The 24,196-nt window shown below is 40.7% G+C and carries 15 protein-coding genes; 2 read left to right on the top strand and 13 right to left on the bottom strand.

Translation table 11 applies throughout. The annotated features are described in order from the left end of the window. Positions 1 to 11: 11 nt before the first annotated feature. The 3 genes from ACNURT_RS15010 to ACNURT_RS15000 all read right to left on the bottom strand — a co-directional run bounded on the left by ACNURT_RS15010 (position 12) and on the right by ACNURT_RS15000 (position 3,577). A complete protein-coding gene (locus tag ACNURT_RS15010) occupies positions 12 to 1,067 on the bottom strand; it encodes a glycosyltransferase family 1 protein (RefSeq protein ID WP_419698369.1) in 1,056 nt (351 codons plus the stop codon). Further along, entirely contained in the window at positions 1,064 to 2,785 is a 1,722-nt protein-coding gene (locus tag ACNURT_RS15005) for an ATP-binding cassette domain-containing protein (RefSeq protein WP_419698368.1), read from the bottom strand. Before ACNURT_RS15005 ends, ACNURT_RS15010 begins: the two co-directional genes overlap by 4 nt. A 258-nt stretch (positions 2,786 to 3,043) precedes the next feature. After that, complete coding sequence (locus ACNURT_RS15000; protein ID WP_419698367.1) at positions 3,044 to 3,577, bottom strand: OmpA family protein; 534 nt, start codon at positions 3,575 to 3,577, stop codon at positions 3,044 to 3,046. A gap of 599 nt (positions 3,578 to 4,176) precedes the next feature. On the opposite strand from ACNURT_RS15000, the gene ACNURT_RS14995 reads away from it, so the two are divergent. Then, on the top strand, positions 4,177 to 5,577 hold the full coding sequence (locus ACNURT_RS14995) for a pyridoxal phosphate-dependent decarboxylase family protein (RefSeq protein WP_419698366.1): 1,401 nt from the start codon (positions 4,177 to 4,179) through the stop codon (positions 5,575 to 5,577). Positions 5,578 to 5,834: 257 nt separating this feature from the next. Beyond that, positions 5,835 to 6,812 carry a GlxA family transcriptional regulator gene (locus ACNURT_RS14990; RefSeq protein WP_419698365.1) on the top strand — a complete coding sequence of 326 codons (978 nt, stop codon included), beginning with the start codon at positions 5,835 to 5,837 and terminating at the stop codon, positions 6,810 to 6,812. Positions 6,813 to 6,825: 13 nt separating this feature from the next. On the opposite strand, the gene ACNURT_RS14985 is transcribed toward ACNURT_RS14990, so the two are convergent. From ACNURT_RS14985 to ACNURT_RS14940, 10 genes are all read right to left on the bottom strand, one after another. Next, the gene (locus tag ACNURT_RS14985) at positions 6,826 to 7,308 is read right to left on the bottom strand and encodes a hypothetical protein (protein ID WP_419698364.1); all 483 of its coding nucleotides are present in this window, start codon (positions 7,306 to 7,308) and stop codon (positions 6,826 to 6,828) included. 18 nt (positions 7,309 to 7,326) lie between these two features. Continuing rightward, the gene (locus ACNURT_RS14980; protein WP_419698363.1) at positions 7,327 to 8,289 is read right to left on the bottom strand and encodes a heme-binding domain-containing protein; all 963 of its coding nucleotides are present in this window, start codon (positions 8,287 to 8,289) and stop codon (positions 7,327 to 7,329) included. 158 nt (positions 8,290 to 8,447) lie between these two features. Then, positions 8,448 to 9,593 (bottom strand): hypothetical protein, encoded by a 1,146-nt coding sequence (locus ACNURT_RS14975; protein ID WP_419698362.1) that lies wholly within the window; start codon positions 9,591 to 9,593, stop codon positions 8,448 to 8,450. Between the two features lie 30 nt (positions 9,594 to 9,623). Beyond that, positions 9,624 to 10,436 carry an SH3 domain-containing protein gene (locus ACNURT_RS14970; RefSeq protein WP_419698361.1) on the bottom strand — a complete coding sequence of 271 codons (813 nt, stop codon included), beginning with the start codon at positions 10,434 to 10,436 and terminating at the stop codon, positions 9,624 to 9,626. Positions 10,437 to 10,464: 28 nt separating this feature from the next. Further along, positions 10,465 to 11,766, bottom strand: a complete 1,302-nt coding sequence (locus ACNURT_RS14965; protein ID WP_419698360.1) for an ATP-binding protein — start codon at positions 11,764 to 11,766, stop codon at positions 10,465 to 10,467. A gap of 31 nt (positions 11,767 to 11,797) precedes the next feature. Continuing rightward, complete coding sequence (locus ACNURT_RS14960; protein WP_419698359.1) at positions 11,798 to 16,600, bottom strand: DUF4157 domain-containing protein; 4,803 nt, start codon at positions 16,598 to 16,600, stop codon at positions 11,798 to 11,800. A gap of 58 nt (positions 16,601 to 16,658) precedes the next feature. Next, entirely contained in the window at positions 16,659 to 18,518 is a 1,860-nt protein-coding gene (locus ACNURT_RS14955; RefSeq protein ID WP_419698358.1) for an eCIS core domain-containing protein, read from the bottom strand. 20 nt (positions 18,519 to 18,538) lie between these two features. Then, positions 18,539 to 18,859, bottom strand: a complete 321-nt coding sequence (locus ACNURT_RS14950; RefSeq protein ID WP_419698357.1) for a hypothetical protein — start codon at positions 18,857 to 18,859, stop codon at positions 18,539 to 18,541. 9 nt (positions 18,860 to 18,868) lie between these two features. Further along, entirely contained in the window at positions 18,869 to 20,785 is a 1,917-nt protein-coding gene (locus ACNURT_RS14945) for a contractile injection system tape measure protein (RefSeq protein ID WP_419698356.1), read from the bottom strand. A gap of 10 nt (positions 20,786 to 20,795) precedes the next feature. After that, positions 20,796 to 24,194, bottom strand: coding sequence for a hypothetical protein (locus ACNURT_RS14940; RefSeq protein WP_419698355.1), 3,399 nt, complete (start codon positions 24,192 to 24,194; stop codon positions 20,796 to 20,798). Between the last annotated feature and the right edge of the window lie 2 nt (positions 24,195 to 24,196).

The following is a 24,196-nucleotide window of genomic DNA, read 5'->3' as shown; positions in this document are numbered from 1 at the left end:
ATGATTTTTATTCAACACCCAAATAAAGCTGCAACCCGGGTGGCAATGGCTTCTACAGGATAGGCCAATACCGGCTCATGCAGCAGATTAGCATCTTGCAATAAGTCTTTAATTATCCCGGGCATGTTTTCAACATTACTGGGTACATGATGCTGTGGCGGGCGCGAATCCATGCCTTTTACCAGGCTTACCACATGGCAACCTGCATACAAACCCTCACTTAAAACCGTACTGTAGCCCTCGTAAGCTGAGGTGTGCAACAGTATTTTGGAGCGTTGCATCAGTGCCAAAACTTCGGGGTGCGATAGTTCGCCTTTAAGCTCGATATGATCTCCCAGTTTTAACTTGTTGATCTGTTTTTGAAGGTTCTCCATTTCGGGACCTTTACCACAGATCACCGCTTTTAATTTCGGAAATTGCGTTGTCAGGCTTTTAACTACCTGGATAAACAGATTGTACTGCTTCAACGGGATAAGCGAACCCACTCCAATGATATCAATCTCCCGGTTGATGGACTGCTCTCCAAAGCGTGTAATATCTATACCTGTTGGGATGGTATATTCGGGATGTATATGATAATTGATGCTGAATTCCCTGGCCAAAAAATCAGATATGGCTATTAGTTCGCTGGCCTGTGGTTTTACCTGTTTTACATAGTGATTACCTGCTTTAGCATCCTGGCCAAGTAGCCAGGTATAATGCGGTAAGTTATGCTTTTTGGCAAAGCGTTTTCCCATATAGGCAGCCTCTCCCATCCAAAAGCTCAACAGGCCCATCAGTTCATATTGGCTATGCAATTGCTTCAAAGTTTGCCAAACACGTCGCCAGGTAATTAGCCGGAACAATTGTCCTTTGCCTTTTCCCGCCAGTGCAATCACCTCCACTCCATGCCAGTTATACCGGGAAGCTTTAAAAGGATATTGAAAACTGACTACCACCACATGCAGTCCGGGTTTGTTTTGTTTTAACCCCTTTACAAAGATCTGCATAGACGGTATGCAGGTAGTATCGTTTTCATCAGCCGGGAAACCGGGACTCAGTATCACTATGGTTTTTTGTTTGGTCATTCCAGCGTTATCAATTTGTTGCAATAGCTCAGGCTCGCGGTGTTATGGGTTATAAAGAAGATGATCTTGCCCGAAGCCGCTAATTGTTGCAGTTGTATCAAAATAGCTTCCTCGGCTCCTTGATCTATTTCGCCGAATGGCTCATCTAATATCAATACATCAAAATCATGGTAAAGGGCCCGGGCCAGTAATATTCGCTGGCGTTGACCGCCGCTGAGGTTTTTGCCGTTTTCCCTGATCGTCCGGTACAATCCTTCGGTATTGCCATTCAATAATGGGCTAAGTCCACATATTGCGATGGCTTTGGCCAACTTTTCCGGATCGCTTTCTTTATCGCTCAGCGTAATGTTTTTGAGGATAGTATCATGAATAAAATAGCCCTGTTGTTTTACATAAGCTATGCTGCTCCAGTACTGTTTTAAGGCGATAACATCTGTTGTTTGGTCATTGATGAGGATATCGCCGGTATCCGGCACCAGAAACCCTAACAACAGGTTGATGAGCGTTGTTTTACCCCTGCCGGATACGGCCGATATTCCCGCCAGATCGCCCTTGTTGATATTAAAACTGAAGTTTTTTAAGATCTGATGATCTTTATATTGGAAACTGATATCGTTGAATTTGATGGAGGTAACTTCACCTCGACCCTCTCCAAAGGAAGCCTCACCTAAATCCTCTCCAAAGGAGAGGACTTCACAAAGCAACCCTTCAGGCCCCCTCTCCTTTGGAGAGGGCTGGGGTGAGGTCAAATCATTCAGCGTAAACTCATACGTTTTTATTTGCCCGGTGCTGTTTAGTATTTTGATGATACCGGGAATGATCTTATAGGCGGCTGCCATAAATACACCTATGGTGAGCAGATCGATTACCGGCTTATCTGTCCGAGATTTGTTGATGAGCACCAATATAAAAAAGCCCAGTACCGCGAATACCTCCACCAGGCGCGATGGCAAAGCCTGCAAGGTCTGTTGTCCGGCAAGGTTATCATTCAGCTGCTGCTGATAGCTGTGGTAACGATTAGTGAAAAAGTCGGTTTTATCATAAATATTGCTCTCCACAAAGCCAGCCAATGATTCCTGTAAGTGCTGAATGGTTTTTTCGCTGGCTTGTTTGGTGTTTATCCTGATCTGTTTTGACCGTCTCCGGATAAACCAGGCTAATATAATTACCGGGGGTAACAGCAACAGCAGCAACAATAAAAACAATACAGGTTGATAGATGAGTATAGCACAAACCGTAAACAAAATAAGGATTCCCTGCGAAATAACCTGCTGAACGTTGGTGAGGATGTAATGACTAAATTCAATTGGCTGCTGACTGATCTGCCGGATATGGATAGAAGAATCGACATTAACAAAGTTCAGGTAATCGCTTTTAAGGTAATGGATAATATTCTTTTTTGACAAGCGTGAAGCTACGCCATAAAAAAAATGATGCTGAAAACGCATGATGAGGTAGCCTACCCAGTTTTTAAAGCAAAAAAGAACCAGGAACACACTGATGAGCAGCATGGAGTCTTTATTAAACCATCCTGTGGGTAAAAAAGCAAATCCGGATATGGTTTTAGTGGAAGTATAAATGCCGATCACCAGCAACAACATCCCCAGGAAAGCGATATCAAGCGCGCTGATCAACAGATCGAGCAGGATGAGTTTGCCCAATTGCTTTTTCTCCTGCCCATTCAGCAGCGTTAAAATGCCTTTTATAATATGCTTCATTTTAGGATTTATGGAGTAAGGACTTGTGGAGCAAAGAACAAAGATTGAAGAAGCCAGGATTTAAAACAAATACAGTAAAGTTTCCATTGTCCTTACTCTTTGTTCCTTTTATCCTTACTCCAATAGTTCCTTATTCCTTGCTCTATAAGTCCTTGCTCCCCTCTCATTACGGGCTAAAAAGGCTAATGGTTGCCCCACGAAAAGCAAAAAAGCCCGGTAATTGTTATTATCGGGCTTTTGATATCGGGTTGAAGAAGATTAGTTGTTAAGCTTGATCTCCACACGACGGTTCAGGATCCTGCCGTCTTCTGTGCTGTTATCCGCAATTGGTTTGGTTTCGCCATAACCTTTTACGGTTAGGTTATCGCCATTAATACCACTGTTTACCAGGTATAATTTTACCGAATTGGCCCTTTCAATAGATAGCTCCATATTATGCTCAGGAGTACCTTCTGCAGAAGCGTTTCCGTTTAGTACAAACTTTACGGTTGGGTCTTTCTTCATCTCTGCAGCGGCCTGATCAAGCGTTTGGTACGATGAAGTTCTTAACACAGCTGAGTTAAATTCAAACTGGATATTGCTAAAGTTATAGTTTGGTTTTGCCGGTGGTGGCGGAGGTGTTTCTTTTGGTGCAGGTTTTGGTGCCGGAGCCGGTTGTGGTTTTGGCGCGTAGGTTTGTTCGTTTTCAACCGGTACAGGTTTTTGAACCAGTTTTTTTGATTTACATGAAATTACGGTGATGGCGCCTAACGCAAAGATTAAAGTAAATAAGGGTGTTTTTAAAGCTTTCATAGCTAAGTTTTGTTTTTTTGTAAACATAAAAAATATTCGTGATTTCAAGCTCAGCTGAGTATGATCCGTGGCGAAATAAAGCGAATATTCCTATTAAATCAGGGCATAGTTATTATGCCCGAACTTTGATTGAACGGGAATTTTGAGGCATAAGTATTCAGAAAGTTCAATTAGGTGACGAAAAGTAGATTACCAAATTACTGGATCGATGCTGTTAGCCTTTAGATATTCTGTTAGATATTGCTTATATTTGTAAATACACCGGCCCGGTTTTTCCATCAAAAAGGAAAAACCGGGCTGTTTTGTTAAAGGAAAATATAGCCCAAAAAACAACTGTTTAGTTTGTAGTTATTTGACAATCAATAAATCAATACTTTTTAAAGTTTTTAAAACGTATCAAAATCGCGTTAAAATTTGTTAAAAAGTGTTAAAATGAAGGTTTTTAGATTGATTTTGAGCTGGTTTTGTCTTGTTTTTGATCAGAAAAGTGTTAAAATTTAAGGTTTAAAAAGTTTTTGTACAGTCTGTGTCAAATTTTATGACCGACGTTTTATCCCGTTTAAATATGCATTTATTTGCCATATCGAATTGATAAACCTATGCACAACACATTACAAAACGACCTGGATAATCTGGACTATCTATTATCCTTAACTAAAGATAAAGCCGCTGCCTATCTTACCGAAATAAATGAGAAGCCTGTAAGCATTAACAATGTCCAGGTAACTATTCCCATCAACCTCCCTGAAAACGGAATTGGCTTGGAGGATACCCTAAAGGCTTTTTATGAGCAACATCAGGATAAAATAGTAGCATCATCTGGTCCGCGTTACTGGGGATTTGTAACCGGCGGAACCACCCCTGCCGCTATAGCCGGTGATTGGTTAAGCGCCGTATTTGATCAAAACCCGCAGGGAATCAATGGTGCGGGAGATGTATCTGCCAATATTGAGATTCAAACTATTAGCTGGCTTATCCAGTTATTTGGTTTACCATCTTACTTTAAAGGCGGCTTTGTAACTGGCGCTACCATGTCAAACTTTACCTGTCTGGCTGTAGCGCGGCAATGGGCAGGCAAACAAAAAGGCATTGATATTGCCCGGGAAGGTATTAAAACAGAGATTAAAATATTGACAGCCACCCCGCACTCATCAGCCATAAAGTCATTGGCAATGCTGGGCTTGGGTAGCAGCAATATCATTACTATAAAAACCGTGCAAGGCAACCGGGAGGCTATGGATACAGCCGATCTTGCAACTAAGCTAAGGGAGAATAAAGATTTCCCGGTTATAGTGATCAGCAGCGGCGGTACGCTTAATACCGTTGATTTTGACGATATGCAAGCCATAGCCGACTTGCAAAAACGATATCCTTTTTACTGGCATATCGACGCTGCCTTTGGCGCTTTTGCGGCCTGTTCCGAAAAATATAGCCACCTGTTAGACGGCTGGCAATTTGCCGATAGTATTACGATAGACTGTCACAAATGGCTCAATATACCGTATGACAGCGCCATATATCTGGTTCATGAAAAACACGCTGCTTTACAACTACAAACGTTTCAAAACAGTAATGCACCTTACCTTGGCGATCCTGCAACCGACTTTAGTTTCCTGAACTTTGGACCGGAGAATTCGAGGCGTTTAAGGGCATTGCCTGCCTGGTTTGCACTGCAAGCCTACGGCCGCAACGGATTTAGGTGGATAGTGGAAAATAATATCACTCTGGCTAATCAGTTTGCGCAACTGCTGGAACAAAAAACCATATTTAAGCTAACCGCACCTACAAGATTAAATGTAGTTTGTTTTACAATTGAGGGCGAAGAGAACAAGAGCAGCAAATTGGCCTCAGTACTGGAAAAACTGAAAGCATCCGGTAAGTTGTTCATCTCGCCAACAGCTTATAAAGGAACACCCTGTTTGCGGGCCGCGCTTGTTAACTGGCGAACTACAGAAGAGGATATTTTGATTGCTATTGATGAATTGATCAAGGCTTCCTGACCGGGAAATTATGCAGTTTATTTTAAATATTCAAGTTGACCTGTTTGTTTGGTTTGTTTTTAAAATAAACAGTATATTAGATTGTTATGTATTTTAGTTAAAGGGTTACTATATATTGATCTGCTAACATTTAGAAACAGATAGGTGATTTTTGCTTATTACATCTGAAAAAAATTAACGTTATATTGCAATACTCCATGAGTTGCGTATACGTCAATTTGGAGAAGTATTAAACTACATTATAAACCTTTTACTGTATGAAACATATATCGATACTGGTGCCTAAACGGGCCATACTCGGAAGCCTTGAAGGGTCGCGTCAATTGCTTACCCAGGTGAACCAATTTTTTATGGCCGCTGGAAAAGATCCGATTTTTAAGGTTGAGCTGGTTGGCCTTGCCATGGAAACTCCCGTTAGCGGTGGCTTATTTACCGTTAATGCCCATAAGGTAATTGGGGAAGTGCAAAAAACTAACCTGATCATTATCCCGGCTATTGATGGTAATATCAGCGAGGAAGTAGAAAATAATAAGGAATTTTTACCCTGGTTAACCCAGCAATATAATAATGGTGCTGAGATTGCCAGCTTGTGTATGGGAGCTTTTTTACTGGCCTCAACTGGTTTATTGGCCGGCAAAAAATGCGCAACTCACTGGATGTTTGCTAATGAGTTCAGACGGATGTTTCCGGATGTTAACCTGGTTACCGAAAAGATCATTACCGATGAACAAGGTATTTACTCCAGCGGCGGTGCCTTCTCTTATTTGAACCTGATCTTATACCTGATCGAAAAATATGCCGGTCGTGATATCGCTATTTTAAGCGCCAAGGTGTTTGCTATTGAAATGGAGCGGAATAGCCAATCCTCATTCATTATCTTCCAGGGGCAAAAAGATCACACCGATGATCCGATCAAAAAAGCGCAGGAATTTATTGAAAAGAATTACCAGGAAAAGATCACCGTAGAGCAACTGGCCTCCATGTTTGCTCTGGGCCGCAGAAACCTGGAACGCCGGTTTAAAAAAGCAACAGCCAATACCGTAGCTGAATATATACAGCGTGTAAAGATCGAGGCAGCAAAAGTAAGCCTGGAAACTTCGCGCGAAAATGTGAACGAAGTGATGTATAATGTAGGTTATACCGATACCAAGGCCTTCCGTACCACATTTAAACGCATTACTGGCCTCTCGCCTATTGATTACCGCAATAAATATCAACGGGAATACGCCACATAGTATCTAAACGGAATCAGGGCATTACAGAAGGTTTCTGAGAGAAGATATAACTCATACGCTCCTGCTGGTGTGTTGTATCGGTGTCTGCAATTAATTCTTTCCCTATAAATCGTTGATAATTAGCTATTATGCCTTTGGTATTTGAATTGATAGTTTTAATCACTTCAACAGATAAAAGATCCCCCGGAATCTTGGCGCCAAACCAGCGATCATCATTCTGTTGTTTCCAGGTAACCAGCGTAAGGTTTTCGCCTGCAGGATAGTTGGTTGAACCCGAAACAGCAGTTTTTAAAGCCAGGTCGTTACCATAAAGCGTAGACATGGTTTGCTCCTTTTTATTGATAGACGAAGAAATTACTTTTAAACCGGCTTTACTAAAGTTAAACGAAGCAGGTATAGCGGCTTTTTTATTCAAAAGTTCCTCAACTGGTTTGCGATTGTTACAGGCCGATAGTATCAAAACAGAGGCCGTGAATAATATATAGGTAATTTTCATGATGGATTTTCTGATCTATTAGTGTTCAATTGGTGAGGTAAAAACAAAATCGGTGTTGCTTAATGGCTTATGGCAGCTCACACACTCGTTGGTAAACATAGCTGTTTTGCCGTATGGCACAAGCTTATCGGTTTTAAAGCGGGCCCAGCCCCAACCTGCTGTGGAGGCGTACTTTTTATCATCCTTGATCATATACTCCACCTGCTTAAATGCACCTGTACGCACATTGCCATCTTTGTCGGTCACTTGGTCCCAGGCTACTTTGGCAAACGTTGTTCCGTTAGGCCATGGATTAATGTGGTGCTCTCGAATGGCTTTAATGGCTATTGGATTGCCAAATATCACCCGCATGGTACCGTTATCAAAACGTTCGGTACTGCTGATGGTTTCCCAGTTTTTATAATCGGGAATATAAGTAATACCGTTTAGGGTTGCGGGGAGTTTAGCTGAAGGGGTTGTTGCCTTTTGCCAATGCGTATATTGTTTATTGACCGCGTTTATTTTGGCGGTATCGTCCGGTATTTGCTTGGGTGACATGGATGAAACATACTTTTTCAATACCTCCAGATCGCTTTTAGAAACAGTGGCCGATGAATGTACCAGTTCATAATCCTTTATAGGCATAGCGCCGGCAGCTATCTGGTTCACGGCTTCCCAAAGCATGGCTTTTTGATCGGCCGATGCCAGGTTTTTCCAGTTAGAAAAATTTAAATGTTTACGGCCGCTATTTACGTGGTTGGCCACTTTCCAGTAAACAGGTGAAACCTGATCATACCAGCGAAGGTTAGTTTCGTTGGAGTGGCAGTCATAACATGCCCGCATCAGTATACTTTTTACCTCGGCCGGAGCTTCAATCTCCGCTTTTGCCGGTGAATTCGTAATCTGCGGGCGGATGAATTGTATAGATACAAAACCAATCAGTAAAATAGCTGCTATGATGATCGTTTTTCTTTTAAATAAATTGGAAGGCTGGGCATTCATGGTTCAATGATTATACAGTAAAGTTGCTTAATAAATACGCATTTATATGCATAAGCAACCCTTAAGTAGACAATTGCACAGGTGAACCAGACATTTTAATGGTCGAATTATACAGATCCCCGCAAATCAGATCTGAAAAAGCATCCGGAAAATTATTTTTAACCGGCTTCTGCTGCTTTATCCAGATCTAATTGAAATGCTTTATTGGCGTCATTTATTTCAATATCCTTATCTGCGGCCAGGTTAATAATGGTATCATTATTTTTAAAAGCCATAGTTGCATGGAGGGTATATTTGCCAAAAGGCATCTGCGTTGCTGTAAATTCTGAACTTTGATCGTCAGCTGGTTTGTCCAGGGTAATGATATCGCCGGTTTCGGGTTTTAGGGTAACAATTGCCGAATTAAATCCTCCATCGATAATATCAGCGGCCTCCGGTGCCGACAACATAGCCTGGGCTAATTGCAGGCTTATAGTTATATCCGCTGTTTTCGTATTGGTTTTATCACTATCTGCTGTTGTGCTGTTTGTTGCGCTTAAGGGTAATACCAAATCTTTTAATCCGTCAATAAACTTCATAACCCGGCCAGAAAAGAACCCCGAAATGAATGAAAATAATAAAAGCCCTTTGCCTATGGTAATATCTGTCATTTTGGTATTGCTCCCACTCAGCAAATTGTATCCAAGTACCAAAACAAGGGCACATACAGGGGCATAAAACATTTTTGATACCTGTCCGGATATTTCTGCAGGGTCAAATGGTCCTGTATCGGCGTCTCCTGCTACTTTTAGTGCTTGCCGGTTAGCGATGCTCACATAATAAATTAAACTCACCAGAACGCCTATAAGGGCCCAAAACAAAACCTCGGCATAAGTGCCTGTCCCAACAAACCAGAAAAAATCATTTACAATGATCTCCAAGCTATTAAGATATGCTTTGGTATCTTTATTATTCAGATTGATCAATAAGTCATCCATACGCTTGAGACGATATTCATCTATGCGGCCGTCATATTCGTTTCGTAAAAAGTTAAACAGTGCCTGATCACGTTCTTCGCGCTTTGCCAATACCATTTTTTTAACAGCGGGGTCTTTTGATGCCAACTGAGCCGAATCAGGATCTGCATATACTGCAAGCACATTATCAATATTTAATAACTGGGTATTATCCAATTTTTTATGATCGGTGCCTTTATAACAAAGATGAAGCCCGGTATAAATCATCGCTATAAAAACAAGTAACATGCAAAGAGTCAGTAACCAACCGGCACCGCTCCAGGTTTTTGCTTTAAAAAATGATAACATGATCTTTTTATATTTATGGTTAAAAACTATTTAAGACAAGTAGCTGCTGAATACCCACTCATCCGCCGTATTACTTATTTTACTCCATTGACTGGTAGTGGTATAAACTGATACCTGTGTGCCTTGTGTAATGGTGCGGAGCACCGGGAATGATGTGCCCGGCCCCGAGCGCACGTTTAATGCACTTGTGTTTACGATCAAAGAAGTAATTTGAGGTATATCAGCACTACTGAGCTGTTTTATTTTGTTATCAATCAGGGGGAAGAAGTTGGCTTCGGCTGATGTAATGGTATTGGTGCCGAAAAAAGCAGTACCCGGACAGGTTTTCTGTTGATTGCCTACCTGGTTGTTATTAACCACACTTTCCGGAAATCTTTTACCTGTGCGGTCAAACCAATGGTGGTAAACCACCTGCTCCTTTACCGGTTTCAGATTAAACTTCATACAAAGTATAGCGTTTAAAAACACAATAGTATCCTTATGCGGCAGTGTCATCTGGTCGTGCCCTGCATCAAAATTACCTAAGTTTTCAATGCAGATCGCTGCGGAATTTGCTCCAAAAATGCCTGCCGGTGTAATATTTATCGGTCTGCATAAGCCAATATTGCCGGAAGGAAAAGTGGTTAGATTTTGAGCGATGTCGCTCCAGCCATTATTATGGATATGATAACTCCTCATAGACTCCAGCCAGTACATTTCGCCCTGACTTGGGTTTAGTGAGCTATAATTAGGCTCCCAGGTATGATGGTTCTGTATCATTTTGATACTTCTGGAAAAAATAGTATTTACCAGATATTGCTGAAAATCCTGGGGTGTGTAAATATGAAATTGTGCTAAGGCCATGTTTTTTTCCTCCGGTTATGTAGTTTAGTTAACTCATGGTACGTTCTTCTTTGCGATACTCTTTTCTTACCGCTTCTATCAGGTCGACATTACGTATATGCTGATCATTTTTGGAAATAGACTGCAGTGCGGCGTAATGGATGATGTTGAGTATGGCTGCACCAGTGAGTTCATACTTATTGGCAAGATCCTGTAATTGTATGGATGGTTCCGGCCCGCATGATGCCGGGAATGCTTTCTCCCATAATTTTAACCGCTCCTGGGCATTGGGTATAGAAAAATGTATAATCGTATGAAAACGTCTTAAAAAGGCGTCGTCCATATTACTTTTTAAGTTAGATGCCAGTATGAGCAAACCCGGAAAGTCTTCTATGCGTTGCAATAAATAACTCACTTCCTGGTTGGCATATCTGTCGTGCGAGTTTTGTACATTAGTACGTTTACCAAATAAGGCGTCAGCTTCGTCAAAAAACAGTATCCAGTTTTTGTTTTCGGCTTTCTGAAACACCTTTTCCAGGTTTTTTTCTGTTTCGCCGATATATTTACTCACTACCTGCGACAGGTCGATGCGATACACATCCTTATTAAAATGCTTGCCTAATAAAGTTGCTGTTAATGTTTTACCTGTACCAGACGGGCCATGAAACAAAGCCCGGTAACCTGGTTTTATTTTCCGTTTCAGTACTTCATCCTGCATCAGGGTATCATTATGTTTTACCCATATCAGGATCTCATTAAGTTGGTTTTGCGTATAATTGTTCAGTACCAGATCATCCCAGGTCATGGCTGTAGTGATATTTTTGGCTGGGAAATCAGGACTGAATTTTGGTGTGGTTTCATGCCCTGTTAGCAAAAGGTCTATCCATTCCTGATTGAGTACCAGGCGTCCGCTCATTAAAGGTTCGCCTTCTTTTACAGCTTCTATGGATAGTATCCCTTGTTTGGCCAATATACCATCAATAAGCAGATATTGAATGGCAATTCGTTTTTCTACATCATTGTCTGCTAATATAAACTGAGCAGTTTCGCCCGTAGGCAAAAGCCCCCGGTGGTTGCTTCCCCTAACACCACCAAATTCCGGGAAATCCCCACCCTGCGGCAAGGCCTCTTTAATGATCTCGTCATAAAAATTGGGGTGAATATGAGGGATATAAGCTATCAGGAACAGGACACATTCAGTAGCCGGAAGCACAACAGCATGTTTTTTAAACTCATTGCTGATCAAAACGCCTAAATCCAATAAAGTTGAGTCATCACTACTCTCCTTGCGGATTATAGCCTGACAGCAATCTGTAAATGACTGAATGTAATTTTGTATGTTATTGATCATGAGTATTTTTACCCGTTAACTGTAAATAATTTTATTGTTTCATATCCTCATGGAATTTAGGCGATACTATTTCCAGGTTGTCGAAATTTACTACCTCATCAGAATTCTCACCCAAATGCTCTAAGGCTTGTGTATGATTAAGCTGAAGTTTGGCATTAGCGCCACCGCCGGTTCGGCCATCTTTCAATGCAAATGGGGCGCGGCCGTTTTGCATTTCGGTCAAACTCCGGGTAGCACCACGGTCTTTAAAGAATTTATTGATAACAGGGTCATTGAACATTTCTGTCCAGAAAGCTTCCCTCAATGTTCTGAATGATACTAATTTACCTTTAAATTGAGCTTTTAGTTTATCAACCACCTGTTTAGGCAGCTGCATAATATTACCCTCACTCACTTGGTTCGGATTTTTTGGGTCGGGCTCACCATACCATTTGCCCACGTTTTCCTCCGTAACAACCGGTAGCTTCTCTCCTCCTGATACTTCCCCTGGTGTGCTCCTCATTTTCTCGGTAGTATTGAGCCGGTCTATCTCAAATGGCGATTTACCCATATCCAGATCACGGGATAGTGTATTACCCGCATCGCGCAGAATGTCGATCTTTTCATTCAGATCACCCGGTGTTTTAGCTTCATGCAGAAATTCTTTCAAAGCTCCAAGATCCACCTCTCCTTTTGTACGCAGCCCGGCAGAATTTAATATAGCTTCAATTTCTGCTATTTGAGCGCCCGTTGCAAATTCAGGGAAACAAGGCGAATTACATAGTTTTAAAGCCTTTGCTGCCAATGGGTTTTCTAACAATGCCCTGGCCAAAGCGGGCTTTCGGGTTAACATTTCTTTAGTTTCCGGCGTGATATTTTTAAATATTTCAGCTTCCAACATTTTATTTTCGCTTGACCCACTTCCCGAAGATGAGGATTTATCAGTTGTTACAGGAGGTGCTGCTGTACCCGTGCTTTCTTTTTGCGCAGGATCATTAGGATCAACCGCTGGGCTTTTAGCGGCAGCTTCATTTAATTCAGGAACGGTCCACTTACCCTCGGCATCAATTAGGCCGGCTCGCTCCATTAACAGCTTGTATTTTTGCTCATTGGCAGCATTACCAATGGCCTCATTTAACGCTTGTTCACTTGGCGAAGCTTTTGCTTTTACTTCGTTACGTACCGCTACTGCAATCATTACGTTTGCAAAAACCGCGTTAACCATCACTTGTTTTTCAAGGGCATCTTTTTGCTCCGGCGATAAATTAGAGTTTTCTATTTCATTTAAGTCTTTTACCGTTTTATAGTTTATAGCAAAAAAGTTGGTCGCTAACTCTGCTTTTTGAACTAATGCAATACCCTTTTCGATCTTTAAGAACGTGTTGGCTGCAGAAAAACCTTCGGCTGTTTTTAAGGCGAATGATGCCAGTTTAGCTCCTTTAACAGCAGTATTTACAGCTACCAGCAGTGGCCCAAGGATATTCAGGATATCCATAGCCAACTCCACATCAGGCTCCAGTTTATGATTCTCATAACGGTCATATATATGATAACCGGCAACACTGGCCCCAACAACGGCGCTCCCAACACCCAGCGCTATGGCAAGTGCGCCACCGGTTGCCACGGTCCCCACCACCAGCGCGGCAATACCTGCTACTGCGGCTACAGCCTCTAATATGCCTAATATGGTCTTTTTTATACCCGGTTTGCTATTTACACTTCCTTCTGCATTAATAACCGGTATCCGATATTGCACAGAACCCTTACCATATTCGCATTCTTTGCCAAATTCAGTAAAGGCATCCTGTATTGCTTCCTGAAGGGCAACGGTTTTATCGGCGTTGGTGCTGCTACCGGTGTATTTTCTTTGCGTTTTATGGGTAGTTACATCAATGAGAACTACTTTGGTTTCCGCATCAGTACTGTCCTTGGCTTCACCAATCATGGTTATCAATTGATACTCCTGACCGGTTTCCTGCGAAATAAGACTTATAACTGGTGTGTATGTAGGCTTTGAATGATCATAATCGCCGCTGAAGGATTGCAGGTTCTTTTGTACATCATTCAGGCCCTTTTCCTGTGATGCCATACTGGCTATCAGTTCATCTATTTTGTCTTCCAGGGATTTTGCCGGATCATTCATTGATAGTAGAACCCATATGTCAGCCATCCCCGCGGCATCAGCCTTATCTGCCGCGATTGCCAGGGAAATTGGTTTACCGGTACCCTTGTTGTTAATAGATATTTCCTTCAGCTTTTTAGCTAAACGGATACTGTTTTCTTTACTGGCCACATCTGCCGTTAGCCTGTCGGCCAGCGACATCGCCTGCCTGTCGGTTAAACTTTTTAGCTTAGTTTCCAGTCGTTTTTTATCTTCATCCGCAGTGGCTTCGGCAAGCTGTTTTTTAACGTCTTCAATTTCATTAAAAGGTTTATTAACAGATTCCTTGGCCAAGGCATTACCATTCTCTACTTTTATCGGGAAGAAAGCCTCACTTGGACGGATGATAACCTTATCATCGGTAGGCTCCACTTGTGCGCGGCAGTAAATGATATATTCGCCTTCATCTTTAGGAAAAGTAAAATCGGCATCTGGTGTAATATTTAATCTTGATCCGTAAAAGATGTCTGCTGATTTTAATTCCTCGATCTTCTGTCTGGAAAGGTCGGCATCTACATTAACCTTTTCATCTGGCAGGCCCATTTCATCCATTTGCCGGTTATACAACTCCAGCTTTTCTGTATTAACAAGCGGCTTGGTTTTAAGCTGGCCTGACTCTCTGAAATGTGCCACCAGGCTTTCACGTCTTTCTTTCCAGCTTGATGACAGATCGGCTTTTTCTTCAGCAGACAATTGATCATCTACCCGGTAAATATCCCAGTAGTAATAAACCGTACGCATATTTAATGTCATCAGGTTAAGCGTATCGGTGCCTTCCAATTTTTCAAGCTGCACATTCATTTTAAATGAGTGATGTGCTCCGGTAACTGTTTTTGCATCGGGTCTTACATCCTTAGCAATGATGTTTGATGGATATGCTTTTTTTACGTGATCAAAGCTTTTGGTTTCGCGGCCTTCCATTTTTATATCACCACCCCTCAATACCTTTGTGGCAACTTTGATCACCTTCAACACATCTTCTGCCTTCATTTCTTTGCGCAAAGGATCAGGCAATACTCCAGATTTCATGTGCGCCTCATCGGCACCTTTTTCGTTTAAGGAAGTAACAAATACATCAATGCGCAAATAAATATTGGCTTCATCCCCTTCATTGGTTGCAAGGGATATTTTGTCTGGCAGATCGTAAAGATTATTATACATCTTACGCTCATCTGCCATTAACTTTTCGATCTTTAACTTTAATTCATATGCCCATTGCATTGAAGCGGATAAAGCAGTTGCATCTTTTGAGGGCTTTACATCAAGTACACTTTTTAATTTTTCGATACGGATAAGCTCACGGATATTGGTTAATAAATCTGCGGGTTTATCACTTTCGTTAACATCAGTATAAACCTTATTAATAGCTTTATCGGCGGCATCTTTTTGAGCGGCATACCCACGCCATTTTGATTTACTTTTTGAATAGTAGAAGTTAAATGAAGCCGGAATATCTTCTGATGTGGGTTCGGCATTGCGTGTTGATGCAATAATGTCGGCCATGCTTTTTTCAAAAGCATTCGCCCATTTTGGTTTAGGTGGAATTTCCTCCTGATCATCTCCGCCTTTGGCTCCTTTACTTGAAGACGCTCCTCCGTAAGGCATTACAATAAGGCCAATTACCTCACCGTCACTTACCGATTTTTTGAAATTATCATAATCAGTATCAGAATCAAACCAATTTGAAATAGTGTACGCGTTGTCCAGATCTTCCAATTTTTTTTGCTCTTCGGCAGACAGGTTATCTTTTTTGCCTATAAAACCATCCTTGTTGGCTACATTGTCATGTGCGCCTGCATAAAACAGCCCGTTAACCCGTTTATTATAAAATGGCGGCAGAACGGTATCATTACTAATATGAAAAGACTTTAACTGTATAGGTGTGGCGCCGTCGATCTTATATAGCATTAATATGTTGCCCTGTATAATGAGCGTTCTGCTAAGTCCCGGTTCCAATCCTTTCAATATTTTAACATCCTCAGATATGTTTCCTTTAGTTTCTAAAAGGGTTATTTTACTTTTTCCATCTGATGGGCCCGGGTCTCTTTGTATAATTTTGCGGCTTATATTTTTATCCTGCTGTAATACATGGGTAAGTTCATGTGCTAATAAGCGTTTCCCTGTATCGGTATCCGGCTGATATTGCCCGGCCGCAAATGCAATATGATTCTGATGAGTATATGCCAGGGCGTTAATATCTTTTGACGACTGATGAGCTTGTGAATCATTATGGATCTGTACATCACCAAAATCATGACCAAAGCGATTTTCCATAAATCCCCGTGTTTGTCCATCCAGCTGTTGGCCCGATGACTGTATTGTTTGTTCAACATTAGCGGTAACAACCGGCGAATTATCTGAAATTTTTTTTCTGTCGATCTTTTTATTTTCTTCTTCCTCATCACAATGAGCACATTTTCTCTGGATGGGTAAATCGGCAATTGGTTGCATTGGCTCAGGAGTGGTTTCTTCTTTTGCCTCCTCCTCTTCCATATGAGGTTCTTCTTTTGCCTCGCACGCCGAACATTTTGGTTGAATAACCTGCCTGGGTGCCGGTTTAAAAAAAAGCGTATTATCGGATTGATCATTTTTGCTCATCACCAGTTCGGCCATCGTATCAGCTTCCTGCTCATAAATATCATTGGGTTGATTTACCGTGAGCTTTGGCTGAAAAAATAGGGATTTTGAAGCCATAGATTTTTCTGGCTTACTGACCGGGTTGATATGTTTATGCGAATTCACTGTTAAATTATTATTTATAGCTCCCTGCTTTGAACCAGTCAAATAAAACCTTTGAGTGTGTTTCTAAATCTGTCGGTTTTTTAACGAAAAATGAATATGCCTCGGCATAAAATTCTTCTGGTTTAGCTGGCCAGTTCTTTGCAGCATATGGGGTAAGAGCCGGTGATATGTTGTTTTTTACCACCAGATCATAAAATGCTTTAACAGATAAACCCATACTTTTATTAAAGGCCATTACTAAAGCGGCATTATAAAAACTATTTTGTGCTGCCTCAAGTGCTGCCGTTACACTAACAACCGTATTCTTGGGGTTCGCTTTATTAAGATCGTCGCGTTTGGTATTCCTATCCTTTATAGCAGCATCGGCAACGGCCTTTGCACTATCCGCAATTTTTGTTTCTACATCCAAAACAGCATTATCATCATAGAATTTTTTAATAGCGTTTTCGCAGTTTGTTAATGATGTTCTGTAAGCTGCGCTATCTGTATCATCTTTACTAATTACAGGGCCAGCAGCATTGAATGCTGTTTCCATAACCGTTAGTTTGGCCGCGGCATCTTTTTTAAGATCATCTACATTGGCAAGCTTGGCATCTGCAGCGGCTTGTTTTGTTTCTACAACAGTTTTTTGTACTTCCGCTGCGCTTTTTTTAGTATTAAAGTCTGCCTCTTTTGCATCACTTACAGCTTTTAACCTATCTACTTTTGTCTTTTTTGCTGTGAAATCATCTTTAGCGGCCTTAACCGCGGCTTTATCAGGACTATCCTTTATACTATTAAATTTATCAACAGCTTCATTTAGCTCCACAATAGCCGCATTGGTGGCGTCATTTGCTGTATTAAATACAGTAACCGCATCATTTGCTTTAGTGTTCAGCTTGTTGAATTTTAAACCCTCTGTATCCAGGCTGCTCATCGCTACACGATGAGGCATTGCAGCAACGGCGTGTCCAACTTCATGGGTAATAAGACGAATAGATTCATCGGCTGTGTTTGTACCAAATGCCAGATCGCTTAGCTCTATTTTTTGCTCATCAGTTACACTTGTATCATTAAACCCCTGACTATTACTATACATGCCAGCTGTTGTACCCCCGAGGGTATTGACCCTCAAAATTTTAGCTCCTTTAATAGCAGCTTTATCACCTACCGGCAAACCAGCGAGCGCTTGATCAACCAGATCAAGCTCTACATCAGAAAAAGTGGAGGTATCATCCAGTACGGCAGTGATGCCATAGGTTTTTATTTTTGCAATAAGCTGTGGCTTAGTAAGTGGTTTTCTTTGAATCTGTTGACCATTTTGTGTTTGCTGCAGCACATGAGTGAGTTCATGCGCCATTAATTTTTTGCCGTTATCGCTCTCGGGCGAATACTGGCCGCTGTTAAATACAATATTGTTGCCCGTAGTATAAGCTAAGGCGTTGATTGAGTCTGCAGATTTTGCTGCGATTGAATCAGTATGGATACGCACATTTGAAAAATAATGACCGAAACGGGGCTCAAAAAAGCTTCGGCTGCTATCAGGCAGAGCCTGCCCCGATGAACCTAATGATCCTATATAATTATTCAGATCATTGCCTCCCTGTGCTTCTGAACCCGAACGTTCTTTGCGATGCACGTTTTGTTCCTCGTCGCAATGCCCACATTTACGCTGTATGTTTTCGGCTGGTTTAAAAAAAGAGGTTTCATTTTGAGCCGGATCGACCATACGCATCACCTGGTTGGCCATTGCATCAGCTTCCTGCTCGTAAACATCGTTTGGCTGATTTACTGAAAGCTTAGGTTGAAAAAACGAGGACTTATCATCCCTTTTTTTAAAGGAATTAATTTCGACGGGATATTGAACTTTACTTTCGTTTTCTTTACTCATCACACTTATATATCATTTATTTAAAAAAGCCTTGCCAAACAAGCATAAGGATCCGGGTAATCCAATAATTGCTGCATTGCTTCATGTTTCCCACTATTGCAATCAGGTGATTTCCGGTAATTACCCAGGGATGAGGGCTTCCTCCAAATGCCCGGTGGTAATTTTCGTGAATTATTACTCATCCGCATAACCTGATCGGCCATAGCGTCTGCTTCCTGTTCATATCGGTCACCAGGCTCATTTACCTGTAATTTAGGCTGTACCAAATGCCCAGGAAAAAAGGGGGCATTATTTTTTGCCTTTGTCGTATTTTCAGATTGTGATTGTTTAGTCGCTAACATAACTTTGTTTTAATACCAATCCACATTTAATATTTCCTGCATCCACAACAGGCGTATGGTTGAATACCCCCAGGGTAACTTTCCTAACAATACATCAATTGTTCTTTGTTCAACTGTTAATAGCCATCCGTTTTCTTTTTTGGTTAGCTTTCCATCCCGTTCAAAAAAACCGTTTCTCAAGCCTTTAATTGATGTGTTTTTTAATGGCGACCAGTGATTTATAATAGCCTCCAGTAATCTTTTTGATTCTGTTTTTTCTTTTCTCGTTAAAATAATGGCCGAAGGCAGCGTTTCCGAAATAGGATAGCCACATAGAATTTTAGAAAGTGTTAGGTCAAATTCAGCAACTTCACTCTCCCCTGTTGCCAGGTAATAAAGCAATAATACCGCCCGCTGATGAGCCGTATCGTCTTTAAATTTTCCATCGGTTAGCAAGCCCAGATCATCGAAATAAGGTGATAAAAAATAATGAAGGATTACTATTCCACTGCTCTTTATGTATAACGTTTCGGATTCTTTAATACCTGTATACCTTTTGTTCTGAGGTAAAAGCCGTTTTGTATTATCTCCCTGCTTGTTTTTCTCAGATCTTTCTTCCTCAGTCTCAATCTTTTCTTGTTGCCTTAACGATATTTCATCTTGATTATCAGGATGACCGATTTTCTGATTTTCCTGCTTTTCTTCGATTTTTGTTTGCTGTTTTAATCGTGCTTCGACCAGATCGTTAGAATGGTGTACTTTATTATTTTTCTGTTCTTCTTGGATTTTTTCGGCCCTTATATCCTTTTGTTTTACGTCGTAAGGGCTTTTTTGTATATCGATATTATTGAGATCATTCGTAGCATCATCGGTTTTGGTCTCGTTTGTCTTTTTATCTTTATTACTACCTGTAGCATCTGAATTTTTAGCCTGATTTGCTCTATTGGCATCTGTTTGCTTACTTTTCCTTATCTCTTCAATATTTTCGTAATCATTATTTACTTCGGTTTCTTTACGCCTATCTATTACCGTCTTATCTTCTGTATCATTCCTAAAGCTTTCCTTTGATTTTAAAAACGATTTAAGATCCTGAAGTGCATTCTTTACGACATCCGTTTGGAGTAACCTTTTTAATTTATTCTCCAGTACTATTGTTACCTCCTGGCTTGATATGTTGAAGCGATCTACTAAAAGATTTAATGTCTTTATTATCCGTTTACTGTTCTTTGTATTTGATGATGCTTTATTGTTTTCTAAAAATTCAGGACTTAGTAGAGCGTGAAAGACACACATCCATATTTGCTCACGAACAGGTAAATCCTTCTTTACGCAATGAGTTATAAAGATCTCCAGGTCGCTGTAAATAAGGCTCCAGGATTCATTAATTCCGGGAGCGATAATTGAAAATAATTTTTCAAGGAAAGTATTACTAAACTGCAAGATCAATCTTTGCAGTATGACCGGATTATCAACATAATTATCGCAGAACCAGTTAAAGAAATGAGAGGCTTTTTTCTCCGAATCTGAAAAAGCTGTTATGATCTCGTTACCCCAGTCAGTCATGTTTTTAACAGGACTATACCAGGGTAAATAGCCATTCTCCAGAAAATAAATGAAAGCCTTTATTGATGATTGTTTTGGACTTAATGCTTGTTCCTTATCCGCCAATTCATTTTTTTTCGAGGGTAAGATCTTCCTGAGCTCTTTGATAAAGTGTGTTTTAAATTCTTGTTCAAAATTGTGTGCTTCAATTTTACCTAAATCAAGATGCAATGAATCGATGCGTATAATATCAGTAGTTGGAAATAGTTCATCAAATATGGCCTCCATACTGGCGGATAGTTCATTACGCAGCAAGTCACTTACTCGATTTTGAAAAACGAGAGCCTCTTCCCGTTTGGGAAGATTTAAAGTTACTTGCTGCCTATGAACAATATGCGATGCCATGATTTATTACTTATTGATCTTTCTTCCTCTTGGTAAAAAGTTTTTCTATTGCCCCAGGTTTTTTAAGGGAAGCCGGCGGCCCGTCTGAAATAGCAGCACTGAAGCCAGCTGGGGTAATCTCTAATTGCATTGATGTAGTTGATGAATGACAGGTCCCGTTTGATATGGTTAACGAAACAGTAACAGTTGATGCTTTGACATTTACTACACTACTATCACCTGATATTCGAATAACCCCATCGGTAGTCATCGCTCCCTTCGATATATTATCTCCAAAGACTTCCCAATCATAGGTAAATCTGCTGTCTCTGATAGCAGGAGTAAATGTTGCAGATACAATACCTGTCCTGGCAACTACGGCAGCAGTTTTAACACCACTACCAGACCAATCGTTTATAAAGCTGAAAACACTACTGCCCGGTACAGAAAGAACTGTAATATTAAACGGTGCAGAACTTACATTATTTACTGTATAAATTAACCGGTATGTTCCGGCTTTGGCGATTGCCGGCGTAAAGGTTTGTTTGACGCTATCAAGACCGGGTACCGCGTTAAAAGTACCACCGGGTATTGATACTGCAATTTGTGCAGGATTGGTATCATTATCACAGAAAGTAGTATTACTCATCGAAATAACCGGTGCCGGAGGCGGTGGAGGTGTAATTTCTGCCGAACTGCGTTCTATTGGTGAACCTATATAAGGAACATAGAAGTCAGCTATAATAATTTTATTGTTAATATCATAGCTTGGCTCATTCTCAGTCACTCCCCTGCCTGCCAGGATATCGATCAACCTCAGCTTTTCAGTATCAGATACCCCTTTACTGTCGGCCACCATTTTCTTGACAAGATTTAAGGTGTTTTCATCAAGATCCGGGGATGCAGAAACCTGTTGCCCTTCGGTTGGATTAGCTTCCATACTTGCCGACCGGGCTTTCATTGATGCCGCATCACCAGCCTTAGAAAGCGGGGCAATAATGTTTTTATTAAAATTGGCGATATAATTTTTATAAACTAATACCAATGTGCCGCCCTTGGGTACACCTGCTTTATGTTCAAGTCCGGGGTGGTTTTTATAGTAATTTAAAAATGTATGTTTATCGGCGTAGCGGGAATATCTCTGGTTTACTTCATTACTTAATGAATCTAATAGTTCGTCAAGAGCAGCATTTAATATCGTTTCAAAATCTTCAATTAAAAGATCTACTCCATAACCTTCAACTAATGATATCATAGAGGCATCCCGGGATACCTGAGTTCTTGCCACCGGACCTTTTAGGGTGGCAATAACTTTGTTTATGGAATCAAGATAATTATTAAAAGTATCATACTGACCCCTTACGTCGACGTCAATAACGGATGGGGCATTCATTAAATACACCATCACCGTTTCAATAGCATCAATAAAATAGAAAAAATAGAAATAAAGCTCGTCTACACTACCCGGTTGATAATTGATTATTGGATTGGTAAATACTCCGGTATCACTTAATGCATTTAGGTAAGCGCTTGCTATTGTGTTGGGTAGTACCGCGCAATTGTTACGTATAAAAGTGCCTTTGGGGTAAATATAAGGGGTACTTGCTGATCGTATCGGTTCAATACCCCGAATAGCGTTTGTTTTAACCTCTGAGAACCTTTTAATTGGGTTATCTGTTAGTTTACCGGGTATATTAGTTCCCGTGGTAGCTTTAGCGACATAGGGTAAATTTGCAACAAAAGCAAATGGTGTCAATATCTTACTTGTAGCTTCAGTTGTTATCAGGTTGTAATCAGTTTCCAGATCCCGAATTTCAGCATCGGGCAAAGTCACATTTGAAAAATCAAACTGCTGATCTGCAATGGCTACCACATCAAATGGCAGATTATAGGTTAAACGCTGAATAAGGATATTGGATAAAACATCCTGATAGTTTTGACCGACATGGCCCTCAACCCTGAAAAAGTTATACTTTTCAATATCATATAAAAGCGGTTGTGCTACTTCGGTACTTGTGTTATATAAACCCGAATTATAACCCAGATTTAATGTAGCTTTCCCGCTGTTGGTTTTGGCATAGTTCCATGATTTATATAATTCGGCGCCGCTTTCATTTACCGTGTAATAGTACGGGATAGCACGTTCGGAAAGCGGGAAATGCATATATTGACTTGGGGTGATCTTGACCGTAAATTTATCTGACTGAGTAGTGTCTGGAATGGTAAAATCTTTAATCATCAATACCATCCGGCTAAATAGCAAGAGTACCTCGGCCGATTCAACACCCATTTTTGAAAATAAAGGTGAATAAATAAAGTAGTTACGATAGCTATCTTTTACATAGTCATTTGTTGCCAGTGATGCATCACCTAAAACCAGATGCAATGGAAATAAATTTTCATCCGGGCAGCAGGTAGTGATGATATGGGATACTTTAGCAGAAAACTCTTCATAGGCCTTGATCAGATCATCAATGAAATCATAAAAGTATTCAATAGCCAACGGGTTTTGTTTTAATAACTGGTCAAGATAATTTTTCAGTACGGCCAACATATCAGAAAAAGGGTTTGACGTAATGTTTAAAACTGACCCGTATTGCTGATAGCAGGAATTATAAGCATCGGTTAGCTGACTTAATGTAATATCATCAACCAAACTAACAAAAGCATTCAGTATGTCATCCGCAGTTTCAAGATCTGTAAAAGGTACGTTAAATCTTTTTAGCTGTACTTTGGAGTTTAAGCTCAGTTGAAAGGCTTTAGACGGAATATTTAACCTTGATGATATGGGGGATATTTTATTTATATTACCTATCCTATCAATATTGCTTACTTTGTTAGCGTTATTACTGTACAGATCATTTTTTGCAACAAGTAAAGGCCTTATCTGTAAAACCATTTTTTCGCCTTTGTTATTGCAATCCTGAGTGTCGCAGTTTTTGAGATCTGTTTCTTTAGCTTCCAAAAACAAAGCAACCACATAGTCACTTAAAAAGGTAGCCGCTGCTGATGAAAGGGTTTTTGCATTGAGTTGTTGTGCGCTTTCCAATGCATTAAACTGATCATCTGTAAGTAATAACCAGACAGTTTTACCAGTACAGAAAGGTTTATAAAAAGGCAGGCCTCCTTGCTTGTCATAAACAAAAGGCAGGTCATCAGGAACCTCAACAGGCGTATACGGCATATAATAGGTATACTGGTAGCTATCCTGGGTAATTAAATACCCCTGCGAAGTAACTCCGCAACCCTTGTTAATTTCAATAACACCCGGATTGAGCACTATATCCAGTCCGCAAACAATACCAATACCTATCAGTTTGTTGCGTGTCCAGCGGTTTTGCTGATCAAGGTAGTTAAAAGTTTCATTGAGGTGATCGTTAGTAAGTACCTGATCTGGTTCAAACACGATGTATTCTATTGGATTTGCCATAT

The organism is Mucilaginibacter sp. NFX135, from assembly GCF_048565145.1.
Lineage (GTDB): Bacteria > Bacteroidota > Bacteroidia > Sphingobacteriales > Sphingobacteriaceae > Mucilaginibacter.
This window is presented reverse-complemented; position numbering and strand designations above follow the sequence as displayed.